Consider the following 16,692-nt stretch of genomic DNA (forward strand, 5'->3'; position numbering starts at 1 on the left):
GGTCAGAGGTTCATCGTGTGGGAGGTTGTCGAGCAGGTAAGGTGCGGTGTGGTGCTGACTGAGGGGATGGGTGGAAAAGAAGCGTTCGACGCGTCTGAGCTTGGACGTGTTTTGAGCTTCTCCGGGGAGACGGTCAGCAATGCTCTGCTGGATGACATGTTTGCCCTCCAGGAGGGCTTGCAGAATGTGACTGAGGGTATCGAGGTGATTCTTGCGGTAGGGAAAGTGTTCCCTCAGCAAGTCAGTTAGGGTATGCTGGTTTTTGCCAGACAGGGCGTAACTCATAGCAGATTTACTGTACCAGTCTGGCTTTTTTACGCCTCAATCAAACTGTCGGGTACTGAGGTTTTTGTCATTTCAGGGGTTTCTGCCTGCTTTATGGGATCTTTAGATTGTTGACGGCGGATCATTTGCTGGATGTGACATCAACATCCAATGAAGGTGGAGATTCTGTTTTGGCAGTTTGATGAAAACAACAGGGATTTGAACACAATTGATGGGAGTCTTTTGATCTGATGCGGATTGAAGCAAGACCACTGCTTTTTCTGGTCGTTCCTGAAACACCTGCAAGAACAACGCCTGTGTAGATGCATCTGGAAAAAGAACCTCCCAGCCCCTATCATGGTTTGCAAATCCACAGAACAAAGCAGTGCAAGGAGACACATGAACTGGGGAATCCTCGGAGCCGCCAACATCGCCCAAAAAGCCCTGATCCCTGCCATCCGTGAAGCAGGCAGCACCGTGCTGGCCGTGGCCGCCCGTGACCCAGAGCGAGCCAGAGCCTATGCCCACCACAACCAGATCGAGCTGGCTCTGGATTACGATGCCTTGCTGAACCACCCGAACATTGACATCATTTACAACCCACTTCCCAACTCTGCCCACCTTCCCCTGACCCTCAAGGCTCTGGAAGCAGGCAAGCACGTGCTGTGCGAGAAACCGCTGGCTTTGAACCAGCAAGAAGTGGAAACCATGGTTGAAGCCCAAAAAGCTTCGGGCAAACTTGTGATGGAAGCCTTCTTTTACCGTTTCCACCCTCAAATCCAGAGGCTTTTGGACATCGTCCAATCCGGAGAGCTGGGGGATTTGCGTCTGATGCGGTCTGCTTTCTGCTTCACACTGGACAACCCTTCAGACATCCGCTGGGATCCCCAGTTGGGAGGTGGGGCCTTCTACGATGTGGGCTGTTACTGCGTGGACATCATGCGTCTGGTGGCAGGAAGACTCCCTGAACAGATCCATGCCAGAGGTCGATTCACAGAGGGAAGGGTGGACCACACCACGAGCGCCATGCTGGAGTTTGACAATGGACTGGTTGGGCATCTGGACGCTTCTTTTGCAGTGCCCTTTGAGCAGTTTTTCACAGTGGTGGGAACCCAAGGCACCGTTCACCTCAATGCTCCCTTTGTGACCAGAGAACAGAATGCCACCCTCTCCCTCAATGGACAGCCGCAAGCTTTTGCAGAATTCAACGGCTACCGTGAAATGGTTGCCCATTTTGAACGTGCGGTGCAAGGTCTTGAAGAGGTGCGTTTTCCTCTGGAAAAAGACAGCTTGCAGCAGGTACAAATCATGGACGGCGTGCTGAAAGCCATCCAGTACTTCTGATTTTGCTTTTTGCTTTTGTTTGGTGCTGATGTCAAAAAGACCAGGGTGGGCAACCGCTCTGGTCCTTGTTTTCCCTGACCCTTCAAAGTCTCATGCAGGATGTGGCATGCTGACTTCATGCGTTTGAGGATGCAACTGGTTCAATTGCTGGCAGCAGTGTTGTTTTTGCTGCAAGTCCCATTGCACCTCCAGCATGAAATTTCATCGTGTCATGGCGTGACCGCTGAGCAAGTTCATGTGATGGAAAAAGACCACCATCACTCTGGTCACACCGATGCCCCTGAGGGTCGGCACCAGAACCACGACTGTGCATGCTGCATGCCAGCATTGCAGGATGTCCCGGTTGCCCTGAGCATTCCAGAAGTGCGGATGGTTTCTTTTGGCCGTTCAGATCGATCGGCGCATCCACACACACAGCAAACGCTGTCACCCACAGCCCGAGATCCCCCTTTGATTTGACGAAAACTGCATCTCTGGCATGACTTTTCATGCTGATGCCCTCTTTTGTGAGGTGTCCTTCGTGTTTGGGCATCCACATGGACCTTTGACCTTTGACTTGTGAATGAAACATGACCACACAAACCCATCGAAAAACCAGAAGAACCCGTCAAAACACGGTGCTGTGCTGGAGTGCCTTGCTGGCCCTTCCACTGCTCAGTGAAGGCTTGCTCAGGGTCCTGTACGATCCCTCTGGGCACACCTTTGCCCAGAGGCAAAGTGAGGTTTATGGTTGGTTGGGAATGGCCATCTTGCTGCTTGTGCTGGTGGCACGTCCTCTGGGCTTGATCCGTCAACGCAGACTGCTTGGGCTTGCTGCTCTGGTGTTTTCAGGTTTGCACACTTGGTTGGCCTATCAGGCGGTGTTTGACTCCGACTGGGAAAGCATCCTGTTCCTCAGCCGTGAGAACCAGTGGGCCATCTGGTTGGGTGGATTGGCTTTGCTGGGCATGCTGCCCATGGCTGCCACTTCCAACGATTGGGCCGTGCGAAAACTGGGCAAACACTGGAAAACCCTGCACCGCCTTGGACCTGTTTTGACGGTCTTTGCTTTGCTTCACACCCTCTGGATCGGGGTGCATTTTGGTTTGACTTCCATGAAGTGGACCAGTGTGCTCCTGATCTTCCTCTCCATGCTTGTGTTCTTCAAGCGACTCCGAAAGGCCAAACAACCATGAAAAAACACCTCCTGACCCTCCTGCTCCTTGTACCTGTGGCTCTGGCCCATGAAGTTGAAAAAGACGGAGATGTGGGCGGATTGATCCACATCGAGCCCACAGACAATCCTGTGGTGGGCAACAATGTGGCCCGTTTTGAGATCAACCAGAAGGGAGGCATTCCCATCAACATGAAGAATTGCACCTGTACCCTGAACATTTATGCAGGGGCATACAAGGCAGGTGCAAAGCCCCAGAGCACCGTCAAGTTGCTGACCGACAAGAGTGACCTGAAGGCCACTTTCCATTTGCCTGAAGCAGGCCCCTACACACTGGTGCTCTCGGGCAAACCCAGAGCGGGTGCATCTTTCAAAGCGTTCACCTTGCAGTGGGCCATTCGTGCAGGTGGAGCATCCGATGGTCATGACCACGACCATTGATTTGTGAAGCTCTGAATCTTGAGTTCAATGAAACGCAGAGAAAAGCAGAGGAAGGGCTGCCCTTCCTCTGCTTTTACACGTGCTCTATGGGTGGTTGTGTCAGTGTTTGTTACAGTTTCACAAATGATGTTGGCTGATTTGAGATGTCCTGTACGAGGGTTTCTCGCTGTAAGCTGTCCCCTTTAACCTGTGAACTGAAATGATGTCAGTGGTTGTGGTCCATGTCTGGCATGGGCTGAAGGTCTTCCAGAGGCTGCGCATCAAACTGTACAATCAGGTTTTTCATTTCCCGGATTTCGTTGCTCTGGGCGGTGACCACTTTTTGGGCCAAATTTTTGACCACTTCGGTCCGTGCAGCTTTCAGGGCATCTTCGGCCATCATGACCCCCCCTTGATGGTGACGGATCATCAACTGCAAGAAGCTGATGGTGGCATCGTTCAGGGGCAAGGTGCTCAGGTCCTGCACCTGTTCTGCCTTGGCCATGCCCATGGCTTCCATGTCCATGGGCTCAGGGTTGGTGGCAGACTGGTTCCAGAGGTTCAACCAGCCCAGCATCTGCCCGTTCTGGTTGCTCTGGCCGGTGATGATGTCATAGGTCAGGTATTTGATGATTTGCTGCTGTTCATTCAGTTTGGGCTCGGCCAGCAGTCGAACATTCAAGCGGTTGGCCATGTCGATGGCCTGTGCATGGTGGGTCATCATGTCCTGTGCAAAGACCACATCTGCTGAAGCAGGGAGGTTGCGGGATTGACCCAGAAAAAAACCGCCTGCCCCTCCGGCCAGCAGGGCAAGGGTGGTGATGGTGGCAACCTGAGATGCTTTCAATGTCTTCTCCTTCAAATGAAACTGCGTCCTGGTGCATTTTTGTGGGAACGACCACAGGATTTGCTGTCTCTCATATTGTGCGGGGTGTCGGTGAGTTGCAGGTTAAGCTCTGGAACCCAGAGCACGTCAACACCAGAGGGTGACTTATCATGAAGCATGGACCTCTTTGACCGTTGCCTGCCTCACCTGCAAGAACCCCACCGGGCATACCACAACCTGACCCACATTCAGGAAATGCTGCAACTCATGAAAGAAGCCCACATCAAAGAGCATGAGATTGAATTTGCCATCTGGGGCCATGACCTGGTGTACGACCCCAGACGCAACGACAACGAAGAAAAAAGCGCAGCCCTGTTTGCCTCATGGATGCGTGAAATGAATTATCCCAGCAACATCATCCATCAGGTGGAACGGTTGATTCTGGTCACCAAACATGGAGATGAGCCCCAATATCCCATCGAAGCCAACATGCTGGACCTTGATCTGGCCATTCTGGGGCAACCCAGAGCCCGCTTTCTGGAGTACAACGACCAGATCCGTCAGGAATACCAGCATGTGCCCAAACTGGTGTATGCCCTGAAACGCAAACAGGTGTTGATGGGGTTTTACAGCCGCAAACGCATCTACATCACCGATTATTTTTACGACCGCTTTGAAAGACAAGCCAGAGAAAACCTCTGGCATGCCATTTCCAGACTGTTTTGAACCCTTTGACAGAAGAATCAAAGTTTTTATCGCTGGTAAGGTTTTTTGAAAGGTGAGGATTCCTCTGAATCCTCACCTCATCAACAGAGTGAACCTCAGGGCTGGTTGGCTTTCCAGTTCACCAGCAGTTTGTAAAGGGCGTGAGGTTCGTTTTGAGGCTCATTTCTGCCCAGTTGGTCTTTTCCAGAGAGGCCGTGACAGGATGAGCACACGCGAATTTCACCGGGCTGGAACGTCAGCCAGTACCGTTCTCGAACCACCCCCTGTTTTTTGGGATCGGTGAGTTGCCATGTGGTTGCGCGGTTGACAGGCACAAAAGCAGCCACAGAGCCATCTTCTGCAATCTCAATGAAGCTGGTCTGACCATTGGCATTCCACACGTTTGGCTCGTGCAATTCCTGTGCCAGCACACGCCTTCCTGCTGTGGGGGTTTGCATGCCTCCAATGCCCCGAATCAGGTCTGCTTGAAAGAGCTGCAAGAAAGACACATCGTAGGCTTTCTCGCCGTCCAGAGTGCTGCTCACACCTCCGGGCACCTTCAGGTTGTAGGGTTGCTGGCGGTCCATCTGGTCTCTGGAAGTCACGTTGCGCACCACTGCGAGGGCCAGTCCCTTGGCTTTCAATTGGTTCTGGAAGACCAGAGGATCCACACCTGCCTTCTGGAACACCGTTTGCTCTGGCAGGGGAAGGGAGGCTTGCAAGCGATTGGGTCTGGGTCGAGCCTTCACTTCTACGGGCTGCAGTTCCCAGAGCTTGCCCGAGAATTTGATCTGCTGGTCTGGATCCCAGTAAGTGATGCTTTCTTCGATGCCAGAGGTGAGCATCTGGTCTGGCACCAGAAAGCCTTGGCTGTTCTTTTTGAGGGTCTTCAGGCGGAAATCGTATTTGCTGGCGCCAGAGTTGGACTCGGCGTACGTGTAAGTCGTGTGGGAGGCCACCATTTTGCCATCACTGAGGGGCAAAGGGTCCCGATAGTGGCCAGAGTGATCTGGCGAAGGTGTTTTGCCTTCTTCGGTGTAACTGGCAGTGGCCCGGTGGGTCAAGTAATCCACTGCAATTTGACTGGCAGGTTTGCCCACAGGGGCACAAATTTCCACCACTTGGCCTGAAGCGTGGGTGGAAAACTCTGGGGCATCAATGCCCACATAACATCCCGGTCGGGTGGGATCTTCCTTGATCTGGAAAAAATTCTGTATGGAGTTGGTGTTGAAACGGGGATACTGACCGTAATACTCCATGATGGCATCATCGTCTGTGAAACTGCGTCCCAGATAACCATGCAGTTCATGCCGCCCGAGGTGATTGAGCACCTCACCTTCGGTGCCGTCTTCGTGGATGGTCCATGGGAAAAACTGGTTGAAAGTGTGTGCAGAGAGGTTGGTCCCCAAGGTGGCTTCTTCCGCTCGGGGTTCAGGAAAAACCTCTGAACGGGTGGTTTTGCTGGCGTTCAGGGCTTCGCTGGTGTAATTGAAAGTGCCATACTCAGCGTTGTCGTAGGTGTCTGCATCGGCTTGCTGGTCCCGTTGCAGGTGGTCCCACTGGGTGAAAATCACCCGCCCAGAGCTGTCAATGGTGGGCGTGAAGTTTCCACTGGGGGCATGATTGAGCAGCCTCAGATCCCCTGTTTTGGGATCGAGAGACCACAAACCTGAAACGGTAGCCGCTTCTTCGTATTCGTCCCTCTGGGGATACAGGTGGGCTTCACCCCCTCTGGGACGGTCTGTGGTGAAGATGATGCGGTCATCGGTGCCGTAAATGGGGGAGATGTTGTTGTAACTGGGGGGTTGGTTGGACACTCTGGAAATCTTGGGGGTATCGTTTTTGCCCAGACCTGTGATTTCGTAGATTTGCCAATGGTAGGTTTTGACTTCGTATTGTTTGCTGGGAGCCCCGATCACCATGCTGAACAGCGCTTTCTGGCCATCCCAATGCACACTGGGGTCACGAACAGCGATGGCCTTGTCTCCCTGAAAACCTTCCATGCCATAACCTGCTGCTTTGGTGAGGTTCTTGAGGGTGCCATCTGGGTAGCGGATCCACAAATCTCCCCCACGGGTGGCGCTCTGGACATCTGCCAAATGGTTGCCAAACGTGGACCCAATGGTGGTGAAATCAGGTCGCACAGGCACCTGGGTCACAAACAACAGAGGAGCGGAAAGCACTCCCGGAGGGTTGGGAGGTGAAGTGGTTTGTCCTGAAGAAGACTGACAAGACGACAACAACAGCACCATCGTCCACAGCATGCCCTTTTTTCCCATGGTGACCCCCAATGCATTCAGCATACGCTCAGTTGCAGGGGGCAGATGTGACAACAGGCACCCCCACATGGGAGTGCCTGCCAGAGACAAAAATCACCTGCGTTTGCGGGCCCGCACCAGTTGCCTTACCCGCTCTGGGGTGACGTGGGCAAACAGGGCATCGTTGATTTTGAAGTAAGGGGCATCCTCGGGACTTTCATTGCACTTCCTGAGGACCAGTTCAAAATCTCCGTCTGCAGTGACCATGCCCGGTCCGATGCGCAACTCTTCGTAGATCACCTCTAAGATGGCTTCCCGGGTGACAGGATCAAGATGGTCAGTACACAGTTCCAGTCGAATCATAGGTCAGGGCCTTTCAAAGCCTTCAACAGCTTAGCAGATTCTGGCACGTCCACGAGAGGGTTCTCAATGACAGAAGTCTGAAATTGTCCAGAAATGCCCTGTGTGTGAATTTAAATCACAATCCCCTGACTTTTCCTCTGGACCACCCCAAAAGTTTTTTGCTGTTTCAGAAATGGTTTCTTTGATTTGAACGAAAACGCCTTTTGATGGCAAAATGCCCAGATTTGGATTCAGGGAAATCCCTAAGACCACTGCTTCTCTGAAACCCAGAGTGTTACCATGGATTGATTTCAAAAATTCACCATGGGAGGCACACATGAAGCTTGATCCCAGCAAAACCGCACTGGTCCTGATCGAATTCCAGAACGATTTCACCACCCCCGGAGGGGCATTGCATGGAGCAGTGGAAGGGGTGATGCAGTCCAGCAACATGCTGGAAAACACCCGAAAACTGGTGGAACAGGCCAGAGCACAAGGTGTCACCATCATTCATGCACCCATTTCTTTTGCACCCGGATATGGTGAGCTCAGTCCTCAGCCTTATGGCATTCTGAAAGGTGTTGTGGACAACAACGCTTTTGTCAAAGGCACATGGGGGGCCGAAATCACAGACGACATGAAGCCAGAGTCTGGTGACATCATCATTGAAGGCAAACGGGGCCTGTGTGCTTTCTCCAGCACCAATCTGGATTTCATTTTGCGTTCCAGAGGATTGCAGAATGTGGCTCTGGCGGGCTTCCTCACCAACTGCTGTGTGGAAAGCACCATGCGGTCTGCCTACGAAAAAGGTTTCAACGTGCTGACCCTGACCGATTGCGTGGCTGCCACCAGTGAAGAAGAACAACGGGTGGCCATTGAGAAGGACTATCCCATGTTCTCCCACCCGGTCAAATCCTCTGAATTGTTGGCTGCTCTGGAAGGACAGCAGTTGGCAGATGCCAGCAGGGGGTACTGAGTTTCTGAAAAAAGAGCCTCTTTCGAGGCTCTTTTTTCAGGGCTGTTTTTGAATGCGCATTTACTTTGCCACTTCAAGATAAACCCGGTTGCTTCCTGCTCGACGGTAACTCACGGATGCCGTGACATCCTTTCCAGAGAGTTTCAATGTCTGAACGGCGGTCACATCTCCAAGAGCACAATCCAGCTCTGTGTTGCTGGGGTTGGATTTGCAGGGACTGTTGACATCAAGGGTTTTCAAACCCTGACCCTGCAAGACCACAATGGCTCCCAGAGCGGGTTTGCCCCCTGGATCGAAGGCAACCCCTCCCTGAATGAAAGAGAGGGTGGCTTCATCGCCAAAAGTGGAATCAATCACATTGGGCGTGACCTGTTGAATGGGTGCACAAGCCCCTAGGGTGGCAAAAGTGAAAAACAAGCCCAGCCTTCTCACAGGTCATGTCCCTTGAGAAGCCCAGCTTCAGAGAGGGCTGTCTGGATTTTGGCTTGCATCTGGATGCGCTCATGATCGGTAAAGATGTCTTTGCTCTGGGCAGCGTTGACCAGTTCTTCGAGCACCTGCTGAAATGGGCTGTTTTTGTTCAGGCCCATCATGCCGATCAACATTTCGATGATCTGTGCGGCTGCAGTCATGGTTCACCTCATTGGATTGGGGTTGTGGAACTTGCTGCAGTATGCAGTGAAGAACCGGAATTCGCCATCCGGGATTTCCTCTATTGCATTTGAAGGGTTTCTTTTTTCTGTTTGGATATTCGTAAAATCCATTTAACATTGCTGAAGCCTCCCTGAAAGAGTGCTGCAAGTTGACCTTTCTATACTGAAGACATACAGACCCACTTCTTCTTTGCACCTCCTGTGTTCTGTGACGCGCTCTGTAGGCATTCTGATGTGCCTTCGCAATGCCCTGCACCTCCAAGGCGGGGTGTATGTCTGTCATGTCTTAAAACGACTGACCTCTCGCTTCCAGAGGAGGCAACCATGAAATCTTTTCCCCTTTTCAGTCTGGCCCTCACCACTGCTGTGCTTCTCGGAGCTTGCAGTTCTTCCACCGTTCCAACCGCTGCCCCTGAGCAAACCAGTCCCAATGCCAAGGACAGTTTCCAGATCACCTTGCAATACGCCTCTGGAATGACTGCAACCCAGAAAACCGCTTTTCAAGAAGCGGCCCAGAGGTGGGAAAAAGTGATTGCTGCTGGACTGCCTGATGTCAAAGGCACAGTGAATGGCCAGAACTTGAATGTGGATGATGTGCAAATCACCGCCAGTGTGATTGCGATGGATGGTCCTGGAAAGATCCTTGGTCGGGCAGGCCCTGAGCTCCTCCGCAACAGCAGCCGTCTGCCCATCACGGGCGTCATGGAATTTGACTCTGCTGATCTTGCGATGATGGAACAAAATGGCACCCTGAAAAACGTGATACTGCACGAAATGGGTCATGTTCTGGGGCTGGGAACCCTCTGGGACAAGTTCATCGTTCACAATGGCAACCCGGATTGCCTGAGCGCATCCACAGTGTCTTTCAACGGCACCAAAGCCAGCACGCAATACCATTTGCTTGGTCAGAGTGGCAATGTTCCAGTGGAGAACCAGTACGGGGCAGGCACCAAGTGCGGCCACTGGAGTGAATCCCTCTTCAAAACCGAATTGATGACGGGATTTGCCAATGCAGGTCCCATGCCCCTCAGCAAAATGACTGTGGGTGCCCTTGAAGACTTGGGGTACGTGGTGAACTACAATGCTGCGGATGCCTACATGATGCCTCTGGTGTCCAGTCAAGGTGTGGATGACCATGTCCAGGAGTTGGTTGAGCTGCCCACTGTGCTGCAAATTGTTCCTGGTTTTTGAACCCGAGCCTTCATCCAGCCCCGGCCATGCCGGGGTTTTGCTTTTGTTTTGCTTTTGGAAAACGCAGCAATTCACACGCAATCAAAGGCAAAGTGCTGCTTACACTGAAGCCCATGAACTGCCCGAGTTGCAATGCACCCATCCATGAACAGATGCGGGTGTGCCCAGCATGTGGCATGCCCTTGCAAACCCAATTGAAAGTCGGAACCCGCTTGCAGAATGGCAGGTATTCGGTTGGAAAAGTGCTCGGGCAGGGAGGTTTCGGCATCACCTATCTGGGTGCAAACACCATCCTCAAAATGCCTGTGGCCATCAAGGAGCTTTTCATGGAAGGGATGTCCAGAGGCAACACCGGGAAAGTGCTCGCTCCCACCCATACTGAATTCGCAGACGAAAAATTGCGTTTTCTGGATGAGGCCCGCAGACTGGGCCGGTTTTCCCACCCCAACATTGTGAGGGTGCTGGATGTGTTTGAAGAAAACAACACCGTTTATCTGGTGATGGAGCATTTGCAGGGTGAAACGCTGGCAAAACGCATTGAGGTGCGAGGAAAACTGTCTTCGCAAGAAGTGCTGGAGGTGCTCTATCCCATTCTGGACGCTTTGCAGGTTTTGCACAGCGAAAACCTGCTGCACCGGGACATCAAACCCCCAAACATTTTCTTGACTTCCTCTGGGCGCACGGTGTTGATTGATTTCGGATCGGTGCGTACTTTTGCTGCAGGCAAAGAGAGCAACCACACCCGTCTGGTGACCGTGGGATATGCCCCTCTGGAACAATACTCCACTGCTGCAAAAGTTGGCCCATACACAGACCTTTATGCAGTGGGCGCAACCCTTTTTCATGCGCTGACAGGGACCCCTCCACCTTCTGTGCTGGACCGGATCAACGGCATGGCTTTGCCCTCTCTGCCAGAGGGAACCGATCCTGTGCTGGCAGAGGTGATTCAGAAGACCCTGGCCCTGCAGATTGAGGAGCGTCCACAAAACATTGCCCAGATGCGTGGGTGGCTGCTGAGGTCCACCAGACATCAAACTGCTGCAATGGGCAATCCTACCCCAAACAGCCCTCCAGAAGTCCCTTCAAGACTTCCTGCTCCTCCTGCGGACGAACGACTGCTTTCCAGATCAGGTCTGCGCTACGCTGTGATTTCCAGGCCCCTCAAAGCACCTCTGCATGCCAGAGAGCAGGGTTTTCACTACGATTTCGACACAGAATCTGTGGTCGAAGTGGAAAATGGCATCCTCAGGTTGGCCTTCAAATCCAGAGGTTTTGATCCGGAAAGCGTGTCCATCCGCTGGATTCGCAACGATGGAGCCCGCACCGATGAACTCGAGATGTTCGATTTGCCTCTGGAAATCGATATGGACCGCGCATCCCACAGCAGCATTCAGCCTTGGAGTACCAGCTTTACCGTGGCCGAGATGCCAGAGCCGTAGGGTATGTGGACCTCGTTGATGCAGCGTATAAAGATGCATCTGTTCATGACCACAGGCTCAGGTCACAAAGGGCTTTCCTGAACAACAAACCCACATACAAGAAGGTTCCAGTGGTGGTTTCGTGGATGTGCGGTTTCGGGACACCACAGCCAGAAATGGCGACCACCTGATTTTTGATGCTGCCGGAGCCAGAGGAGACGTCAAAATCACTTATGGAGACTGGAATGAATATTTCCCCTTGCCTTTTGCTCTGGACCTGACGGGTCTTTTGGGTGAGCTTGAATACACCATTCAGGTGGACACACCTCTGGCCCTTGGAAATGAGTTTCAGGGGAAGGTGTTTTTCTTTTGATCATGAAAAAATCCTCCCCTGTTCTGCAGGGGAGGAAGCTTGAGCGAGTGAGGTTGGGTCTTACTCTGTGGCGACGGTTTGATCCACCGTTTGCGCAGCAGGAATGATCATTCTGAAGTGCTGTGCAGGATCCACGAGCAGTTCGGCCACACGGCGTGCAGCGCTGTGCTGTTCAGACTTGATCAGGGCATCATGGTAATCCCCGAGCAGTTCACGGATGTCTGCCATGCCCTGAGGGTTCAGGGGCAGCACGACCACGCTGGAGCCTTTGGCCAGACGGCGTCTGAGGGCAGCGTCATCCAGGCCTTTCTCTGGAGCGTAACGGCTGTAAATCACCCCACCGGACATGCCAGAGCAGATCCAGGGACCGGGATCGCCGACCACCACTGCACGGCCTGCGGTCATGTACTCGAAGGCAAAGCCTTTGGCGTTGGCTCGGGTGGCAATCATGCCGAGGGAGTCGTCCACAGGACCGCGGAGTTCTCCGCCAAGCACCACATCGGCACCGGAGAGACGCACACAGAAGCGGCTGTCGGCATTCCCTTGAATCATGAAGCGTCCGCCGATGGCACCGTAGGCGAAGGATTTGCCCACAGAGCCGTCCACACGCTGACCCTGGTGGTTTCTGCCTTTGAGTACGGTGATTTTGCCGCCCAGAGAGGACTTGCCCACACCGTCTTGTGCGCCACCATCGACCAGAATTTCCACAGGAGCGTTGTTGAAAGCGCCCAGACCGTTTCCGGGGATGGATCCGGCTTCGAAGTGCAGTTTCACACGCTTGGTGTTGATCTTGGTTTTGCGTTGCAGGGTGCCCACCAGGTGGGTGCCGAGGGCACGCTCGGTGCTGGCGACAGGACCATCACGATAGATGATTTCCTCTTCGTCCAGAACGTCTGCCACCCAGTCGCTGACCATTTTGGTCATGTAGTTGAGGGGCTTGTGCACCACACGGCGACCCAGTTTGGCCCAGCCAGCGGGTTGCTCGACAGGGGAGAGCACATCGCTCATGTCGAGTTCGTCTTCACCCATGTATTGCAGGAACTCGGTGCGTCCAACCAGCTCTTGAAGGCTGGAGAGGCCCAGAGAAGCCACAATTTTCTTCAGTTCTTCACCGAGGGCGGTGTAGAAGGTGGTGAGGCGTTCGACTTCGCGGGGCAGTTCGCGAGGCACCCAGCGCTTCATGTGGTGGGCGTCTGCCTGCTCTTTGGTTTCCACTTGGGTAGCGATGCCCACGTGGCAGGTGTCCAGTTGGCATCCACGGCAGATGGTGCATCCGATGGCAACCATGGACAGGGTTCCGAATCCGGTGCGGTTGGCACCGAGGGCAACCAGACGGGCCACGTCCAGAGCGGTTTTCACGCCACCGTCGGCCCAGAGTTCCACTTTGTCACGCATGCCTGCGGCGACCAGCATCTTGTGGGCCTGACGCACACCGAACTCGACGGGCATTCCAGCGTACTTCAGGGCGTGCATACGAGCAGCACCCGTACCACCTTCAAAACCAGAGAGGGTGATGATGTGTGCGCCTGCTTTGGCCACACCCAGAGCGATGGTGCCCACGCCGGGAACCACGGGGATCTTCACATCAATCTTGGCGTTGGGGTTCACGGTTTTCAGCTCTTCGATGAGCTGCGCCAGATCTTCAATGGAGTAAACGTCGTGGTTGTTGGAGGGGCTGATCAGGTCCACACCAGGAACGGCGTGACGGGCAGCAGCCACTTTGGCGGTGACTTTTTTGCCGGGGAGGTGTCCACCTTCGCCGGGTTTGGCACCCTGACCCACTTTGATCTCGATGACAGCGCAGGAGTTCAGCATTCTGGAGGACACACCGAAGCGTCCAGAGGCCACCTGCTGACCACGCCAGTGGTTGTACTTGTTGACCATGTCGGGGATCTCTCCACCTTCGCCGTTCATGGCGATGATGTTGAGGCGCTTGGCGGCTTCCACGTAGGCCCGGAATGGGGTTTCGTTCTGGGAACCGAAGCTCATGGCGCTGATCACGAAGGGCAGGGACTGACCACCAACGGCAAGGTCCACGGTTTCGGGATCCACAGCCTGCACACCCTCGGGAACATTGAATTCCAGACGTTGACGGGCAGCCAGAGGCATTTCCAGTTCCAGTGCTTTGATGCGGGCAGAGTAGTCCTGAGGCTCAATTTCGCCGTTGGACAGCTGGAAAGCCGCTTTGAACAGACGGGGGTTGAAACGCACATCGCGCTCGAGGTTGGCGTTGCCAGCCTGGAATTTGGCGAGGCGTTTCTTGAGGGTGGCTTCCAGCTCAGAGAGGCCGTAGCCTTTCTTCTTGGAGCCCCAGAAGTTGCGCACACCAATCTCGTTGGCCAGATCGTCTTTCAGACCCAAGCTGGAGAAGATGTGGCCGTAACCGCGCAGTTCGTGGATGCCCATGGTGCTCATGACTTTCTCGGCACCCTTGGTGAGGCCACCAATCAGTTTGTCCTGAGCGGCTTCCTCGGGATTGAGCACGTACATCATAGTAGGTTCGACGCCTTCTGCGCCCAGACCGACCAGCAAGACAATGTCGTGCAGGTTGCGGACCTGTGCGGAGCGCACCACGAGACCGAGTTTGCGGCGCAGGGAAATGCCTTCCTCGTCGCGCAGTTCGGTGAGGGCTTTTTCCACGGCTCCCACAGCCAGAGTGATGTCCAGAGCAGCTTCACCGTTCTGGTACAGGCTGGTGTCGTCGATGACCACGAGGCCTGCACCACCACGTGCGGCTTCCTGTGCGTTGGCCTTCAAGCGAACCAGAGCGTCTTTGATGCCTTCGTCGGATTTCAGGTTGGGCACCACGAACGCGGTTTGCAGTTCGGCTTCAAGGCTGGCAATGGTCAGGGTGCCGTGCTTCTTGGCCAGAGCTGCGGTGGGGGCCAGCACAGGGGTGAGCAGTTCAACGCTGTGGCCTTCTGCGCTTCCAGGCAAAGGACGGCGACCGGTGATCAGGCGGGTGGAGAAGTGCTCGATTTCGCGTTCGCGGTCAATGGCGGGGTTGGTCACCACAGCCACGGTTTCTTTGTAGAACTCTGCGAGGTTGGGTTTCTCTTCACGCAGGGCAGGCATTTGACCGTCAAAGCCCAGAGAGGAGATGGGCTCTACGCCTTTTTCCACGATGGAATCGACATAGTTCTCGTCCCATTTGTCCCAGCCGAAAGCGGCTTTGGCAGGGGTGGGAATCTCGGGGAGGGTCTGGTCTACAGCTTCCCAGTGGGGGCCGGAGATGCGTTCACGGGCACCGGTCAGTTGAGCGTTCTTGGCGTGCACACGCTCAAGGGTCAGGCGCTGGACGTTCTCGTTGGCGTAGATCTTGACGGACACGCCGGTTTCCACGATGGCCACGCACTTCTCGCCGGGGGAGAAAGGCTGGGGATCGGAAACCATGGTTCCGAGGGGAATCACACCGCGCTCGGAGGACCAGAAGTATTCCTTCTCGGTTTCGCCGAACCACAGGGGACGCAGGCCCAGAGCATCCACGGAGAACACGCACTCGTTGGAGTAACGGGCAATGATGGCAGCAGGACCCTGAGCCAGAGGACCACCGGTCAGGCGCAGGCCCATGTAGGTGTCTTGCAAGGGAGCACTGAAGCCTTTGACTTCGTGAAGAATGGGTGGGAATACCGATTCCAAAGCCTCCAGCAAGCTCAGGCCACGGGTGTTGATGTAACCGGCCATCACGCGGTTGAGGTCCTGGGAGTCAGAACCACCGGTGAGGGGGATGCTCAGCAGGATGCCTTCACGGCGCAGACGGTCGATGGTGTTGATTTCGCCGTTGTGGGCCAGCATGGAGAAAGGCTGCACCTGCTCGAAGGTGGAGAGGGTGTTGGTGGAGTAACGGTTGTGACCAATCGAGATCACCGATACAAACTCGGGGAGGTTGAGCTCGGGGTAGTAACGCCCAAGGATCTCTGCGCTGCCACGCACCTTATATACAGTGGAGAAGCTGCTGAGGCTGACCACGTGCACAGGCTGGGTTTTTTCCAGTTCCAGACCCAGAGCAAACAGTTTGGATTCACGGTCCCAAGCCGTTTCGCCTTGCACCAGACCCGCCACCTGCACAAAGATGGGTTCGGTCAGTTTGGCGATGGGTCCCAGAGCAGGAGTGTAGGTGTTGCCCTGACGCTCCAGCAGAATCTGGGTGCCGTATTTGCTGCCAGCCACGCGCAGGGCGTCCAGCAGTTCACGGGGGTTTTGGCCTTGTGGGATGAAAAAGTGTCCTACGAAAAACTCGGGGGTGTGGGCCAGGTTCCCATCGAGTTTGGAATCTACGAGGTAGTTTTCCCAGATTTTTCTGGGGATGTCGGTCTGGATGCCGCAACCGTCACCTTCGCCGCGCACTTCACCACTGCGGTGGGCCATCTGGGCAAGGGCCTGGAGGGTCCGCACGATGTTTCCGTGGGTCGCTTCACCGGTTTTGCGGATGCTGGCAATCACACCGCAGGCGTCGTGCTCGATTTCGTCAAAGAGGCCGGGGAAGTCCGGTTCCAGTCTTTGACGCTCGGCCTGTCGGTACAGACTTTCAGAGTGATGCATATTCTTACCCGAGTGCTTCATCGTTCCTCCTTAGGCGTAGCGGGGGGTCTAATTTGTCTGGAGGCAACTGGGATCCTTGTGCTGAACAGGGGTTTTGGGTGTTGCTACAGACTCGGTAGACTGCCATCAATGTGATTTATGATTATACACACGTGTCATTTGTACGCAAATCGCTTGCCTAGAAGCAGTTGCACGGCCTGTCTGCAACATTTGCTCCCATGGCAAGC

At 54.3% G+C, this 16,692-nt stretch carries 16 protein-coding genes and 1 pseudogene; 9 read left to right on the top strand and 8 right to left on the bottom strand.

Annotation, left to right across the window (positions count from 1 at the left end):
* A pseudogene (locus Q371_RS06130) lies at nucleotides 1–285 on the bottom strand (hypothetical protein); the annotation flags it as partial.
* Nucleotides 286–663: 378 nt separating this feature from the next.
* Between Q371_RS06130 and Q371_RS06135 the strand changes: the two are divergent.
* The 4 genes from Q371_RS06135 (at nucleotide 664) to Q371_RS06150 (ending at nucleotide 3,202) form a co-directional block, all read left to right on the top strand.
* A complete protein-coding gene (locus Q371_RS06135) occupies nucleotides 664–1,608 on the top strand; it encodes a Gfo/Idh/MocA family protein (protein WP_034337658.1) in 945 nt (314 codons plus the stop codon).
* 117 nt (nucleotides 1,609–1,725) lie between these two features.
* Nucleotides 1,726–2,067 (top strand): hypothetical protein, encoded by a 342-nt coding sequence (locus tag Q371_RS06140; protein ID WP_157442556.1) that lies wholly within the window; start codon nucleotides 1,726–1,728, stop codon nucleotides 2,065–2,067.
* A gap of 110 nt (nucleotides 2,068–2,177) precedes the next feature.
* Nucleotides 2,178–2,783 (top strand): ferric reductase-like transmembrane domain-containing protein, encoded by a 606-nt coding sequence (locus tag Q371_RS25425; protein WP_051963443.1) that lies wholly within the window; start codon nucleotides 2,178–2,180, stop codon nucleotides 2,781–2,783.
* On the top strand, nucleotides 2,780–3,202 hold the full coding sequence (locus Q371_RS06150) for a hypothetical protein (protein WP_034337663.1): 423 nt from the start codon (nucleotides 2,780–2,782) through the stop codon (nucleotides 3,200–3,202). The genes Q371_RS25425 and Q371_RS06150 overlap by 4 nt, the downstream gene beginning before the upstream one ends.
* A gap of 205 nt (nucleotides 3,203–3,407) precedes the next feature.
* Here Q371_RS06150 and Q371_RS06155 read toward each other — a convergent pair whose 3' ends face one another.
* Nucleotides 3,408–4,028, bottom strand: a complete 621-nt coding sequence (locus Q371_RS06155) for a DUF305 domain-containing protein (RefSeq protein WP_051963451.1) — start codon at nucleotides 4,026–4,028, stop codon at nucleotides 3,408–3,410.
* Nucleotides 4,029–4,184: 156 nt separating this feature from the next.
* Here Q371_RS06155 and Q371_RS06160 point away from each other — a divergent pair, with 156 nt between their 5' ends.
* On the top strand, nucleotides 4,185–4,733 hold the full coding sequence (locus Q371_RS06160; RefSeq protein WP_034337665.1) for an HD domain-containing protein: 549 nt from the start codon (nucleotides 4,185–4,187) through the stop codon (nucleotides 4,731–4,733).
* Between the two features lie 95 nt (nucleotides 4,734–4,828).
* Here Q371_RS06160 and Q371_RS06165 read toward each other — a convergent pair whose 3' ends face one another.
* The 3 genes from Q371_RS06165 to Q371_RS26885 all read right to left on the bottom strand — a co-directional run bounded on the left by Q371_RS06165 (nucleotide 4,829) and on the right by Q371_RS26885 (nucleotide 7,627).
* Nucleotides 4,829–6,895, bottom strand: coding sequence for an HzsA-related protein (locus Q371_RS06165; RefSeq protein ID WP_211253810.1), 2,067 nt, complete (start codon nucleotides 6,893–6,895; stop codon nucleotides 4,829–4,831).
* A gap of 189 nt (nucleotides 6,896–7,084) precedes the next feature.
* Nucleotides 7,085–7,333: an NAD(P)H-dependent oxidoreductase subunit E gene (locus Q371_RS06170; RefSeq protein ID WP_034337670.1), complete on the bottom strand. Its 249-nt coding sequence runs from the start codon at nucleotides 7,331–7,333 to the stop codon at nucleotides 7,085–7,087.
* A gap of 63 nt (nucleotides 7,334–7,396) precedes the next feature.
* A complete protein-coding gene (locus Q371_RS26885; RefSeq protein ID WP_157442557.1) occupies nucleotides 7,397–7,627 on the bottom strand; it encodes a hypothetical protein in 231 nt (76 codons plus the stop codon).
* 22 nt (nucleotides 7,628–7,649) lie between these two features.
* On the opposite strand from Q371_RS26885, the gene Q371_RS06175 reads away from it, so the two are divergent.
* Nucleotides 7,650–8,288, top strand: a complete 639-nt coding sequence (locus tag Q371_RS06175) for a cysteine hydrolase family protein (RefSeq protein ID WP_034337673.1) — start codon at nucleotides 7,650–7,652, stop codon at nucleotides 8,286–8,288.
* A 60-nt stretch (nucleotides 8,289–8,348) separates the two neighbouring features.
* Here Q371_RS06175 and Q371_RS06180 read toward each other — a convergent pair whose 3' ends face one another.
* Both Q371_RS06180 and Q371_RS06185 read right to left on the bottom strand, forming a co-directional pair.
* Nucleotides 8,349–8,705 carry a hypothetical protein gene (locus Q371_RS06180; protein ID WP_157442558.1) on the bottom strand — a complete coding sequence of 119 codons (357 nt, stop codon included), beginning with the start codon at nucleotides 8,703–8,705 and terminating at the stop codon, nucleotides 8,349–8,351.
* 11 nt (nucleotides 8,706–8,716) lie between these two features.
* On the bottom strand, nucleotides 8,717–8,920 hold the full coding sequence (locus Q371_RS06185; RefSeq protein WP_034337680.1) for a hypothetical protein: 204 nt from the start codon (nucleotides 8,918–8,920) through the stop codon (nucleotides 8,717–8,719).
* A 345-nt stretch (nucleotides 8,921–9,265) separates the two neighbouring features.
* On the opposite strand from Q371_RS06185, the gene Q371_RS06190 reads away from it, so the two are divergent.
* The 3 genes from Q371_RS06190 (at nucleotide 9,266) to Q371_RS06200 (ending at nucleotide 11,923) form a co-directional block, all read left to right on the top strand.
* Nucleotides 9,266–10,132 (top strand): leishmanolysin-related zinc metalloendopeptidase, encoded by an 867-nt coding sequence (locus Q371_RS06190; RefSeq protein ID WP_051963454.1) that lies wholly within the window; start codon nucleotides 9,266–9,268, stop codon nucleotides 10,130–10,132.
* A 113-nt stretch (nucleotides 10,133–10,245) separates the two neighbouring features.
* Complete coding sequence (locus Q371_RS06195) at nucleotides 10,246–11,571, top strand: protein kinase domain-containing protein (RefSeq protein ID WP_169743802.1); 1,326 nt, start codon at nucleotides 10,246–10,248, stop codon at nucleotides 11,569–11,571.
* 121 nt (nucleotides 11,572–11,692) lie between these two features.
* Nucleotides 11,693–11,923 carry a hypothetical protein gene (locus tag Q371_RS06200; RefSeq protein ID WP_034337683.1) on the top strand — a complete coding sequence of 77 codons (231 nt, stop codon included), beginning with the start codon at nucleotides 11,693–11,695 and terminating at the stop codon, nucleotides 11,921–11,923.
* A 60-nt stretch (nucleotides 11,924–11,983) separates the two neighbouring features.
* Here Q371_RS06200 and Q371_RS06205 read toward each other — a convergent pair whose 3' ends face one another.
* On the bottom strand, nucleotides 11,984–16,465 hold the full coding sequence (locus Q371_RS06205; RefSeq protein WP_084571269.1) for a glutamate synthase-related protein: 4,482 nt from the start codon (nucleotides 16,463–16,465) through the stop codon (nucleotides 11,984–11,986).
* Nucleotides 16,466–16,692: the final 227 nt, after the last annotated feature.

Origin of the sequence: Deinococcus misasensis DSM 22328, from assembly GCF_000745915.1 — a bacterium.
In the GTDB taxonomy this organism is placed as follows: domain Bacteria; phylum Deinococcota; class Deinococci; order Deinococcales; family Deinococcaceae; genus Deinococcus_C; species Deinococcus_C misasensis.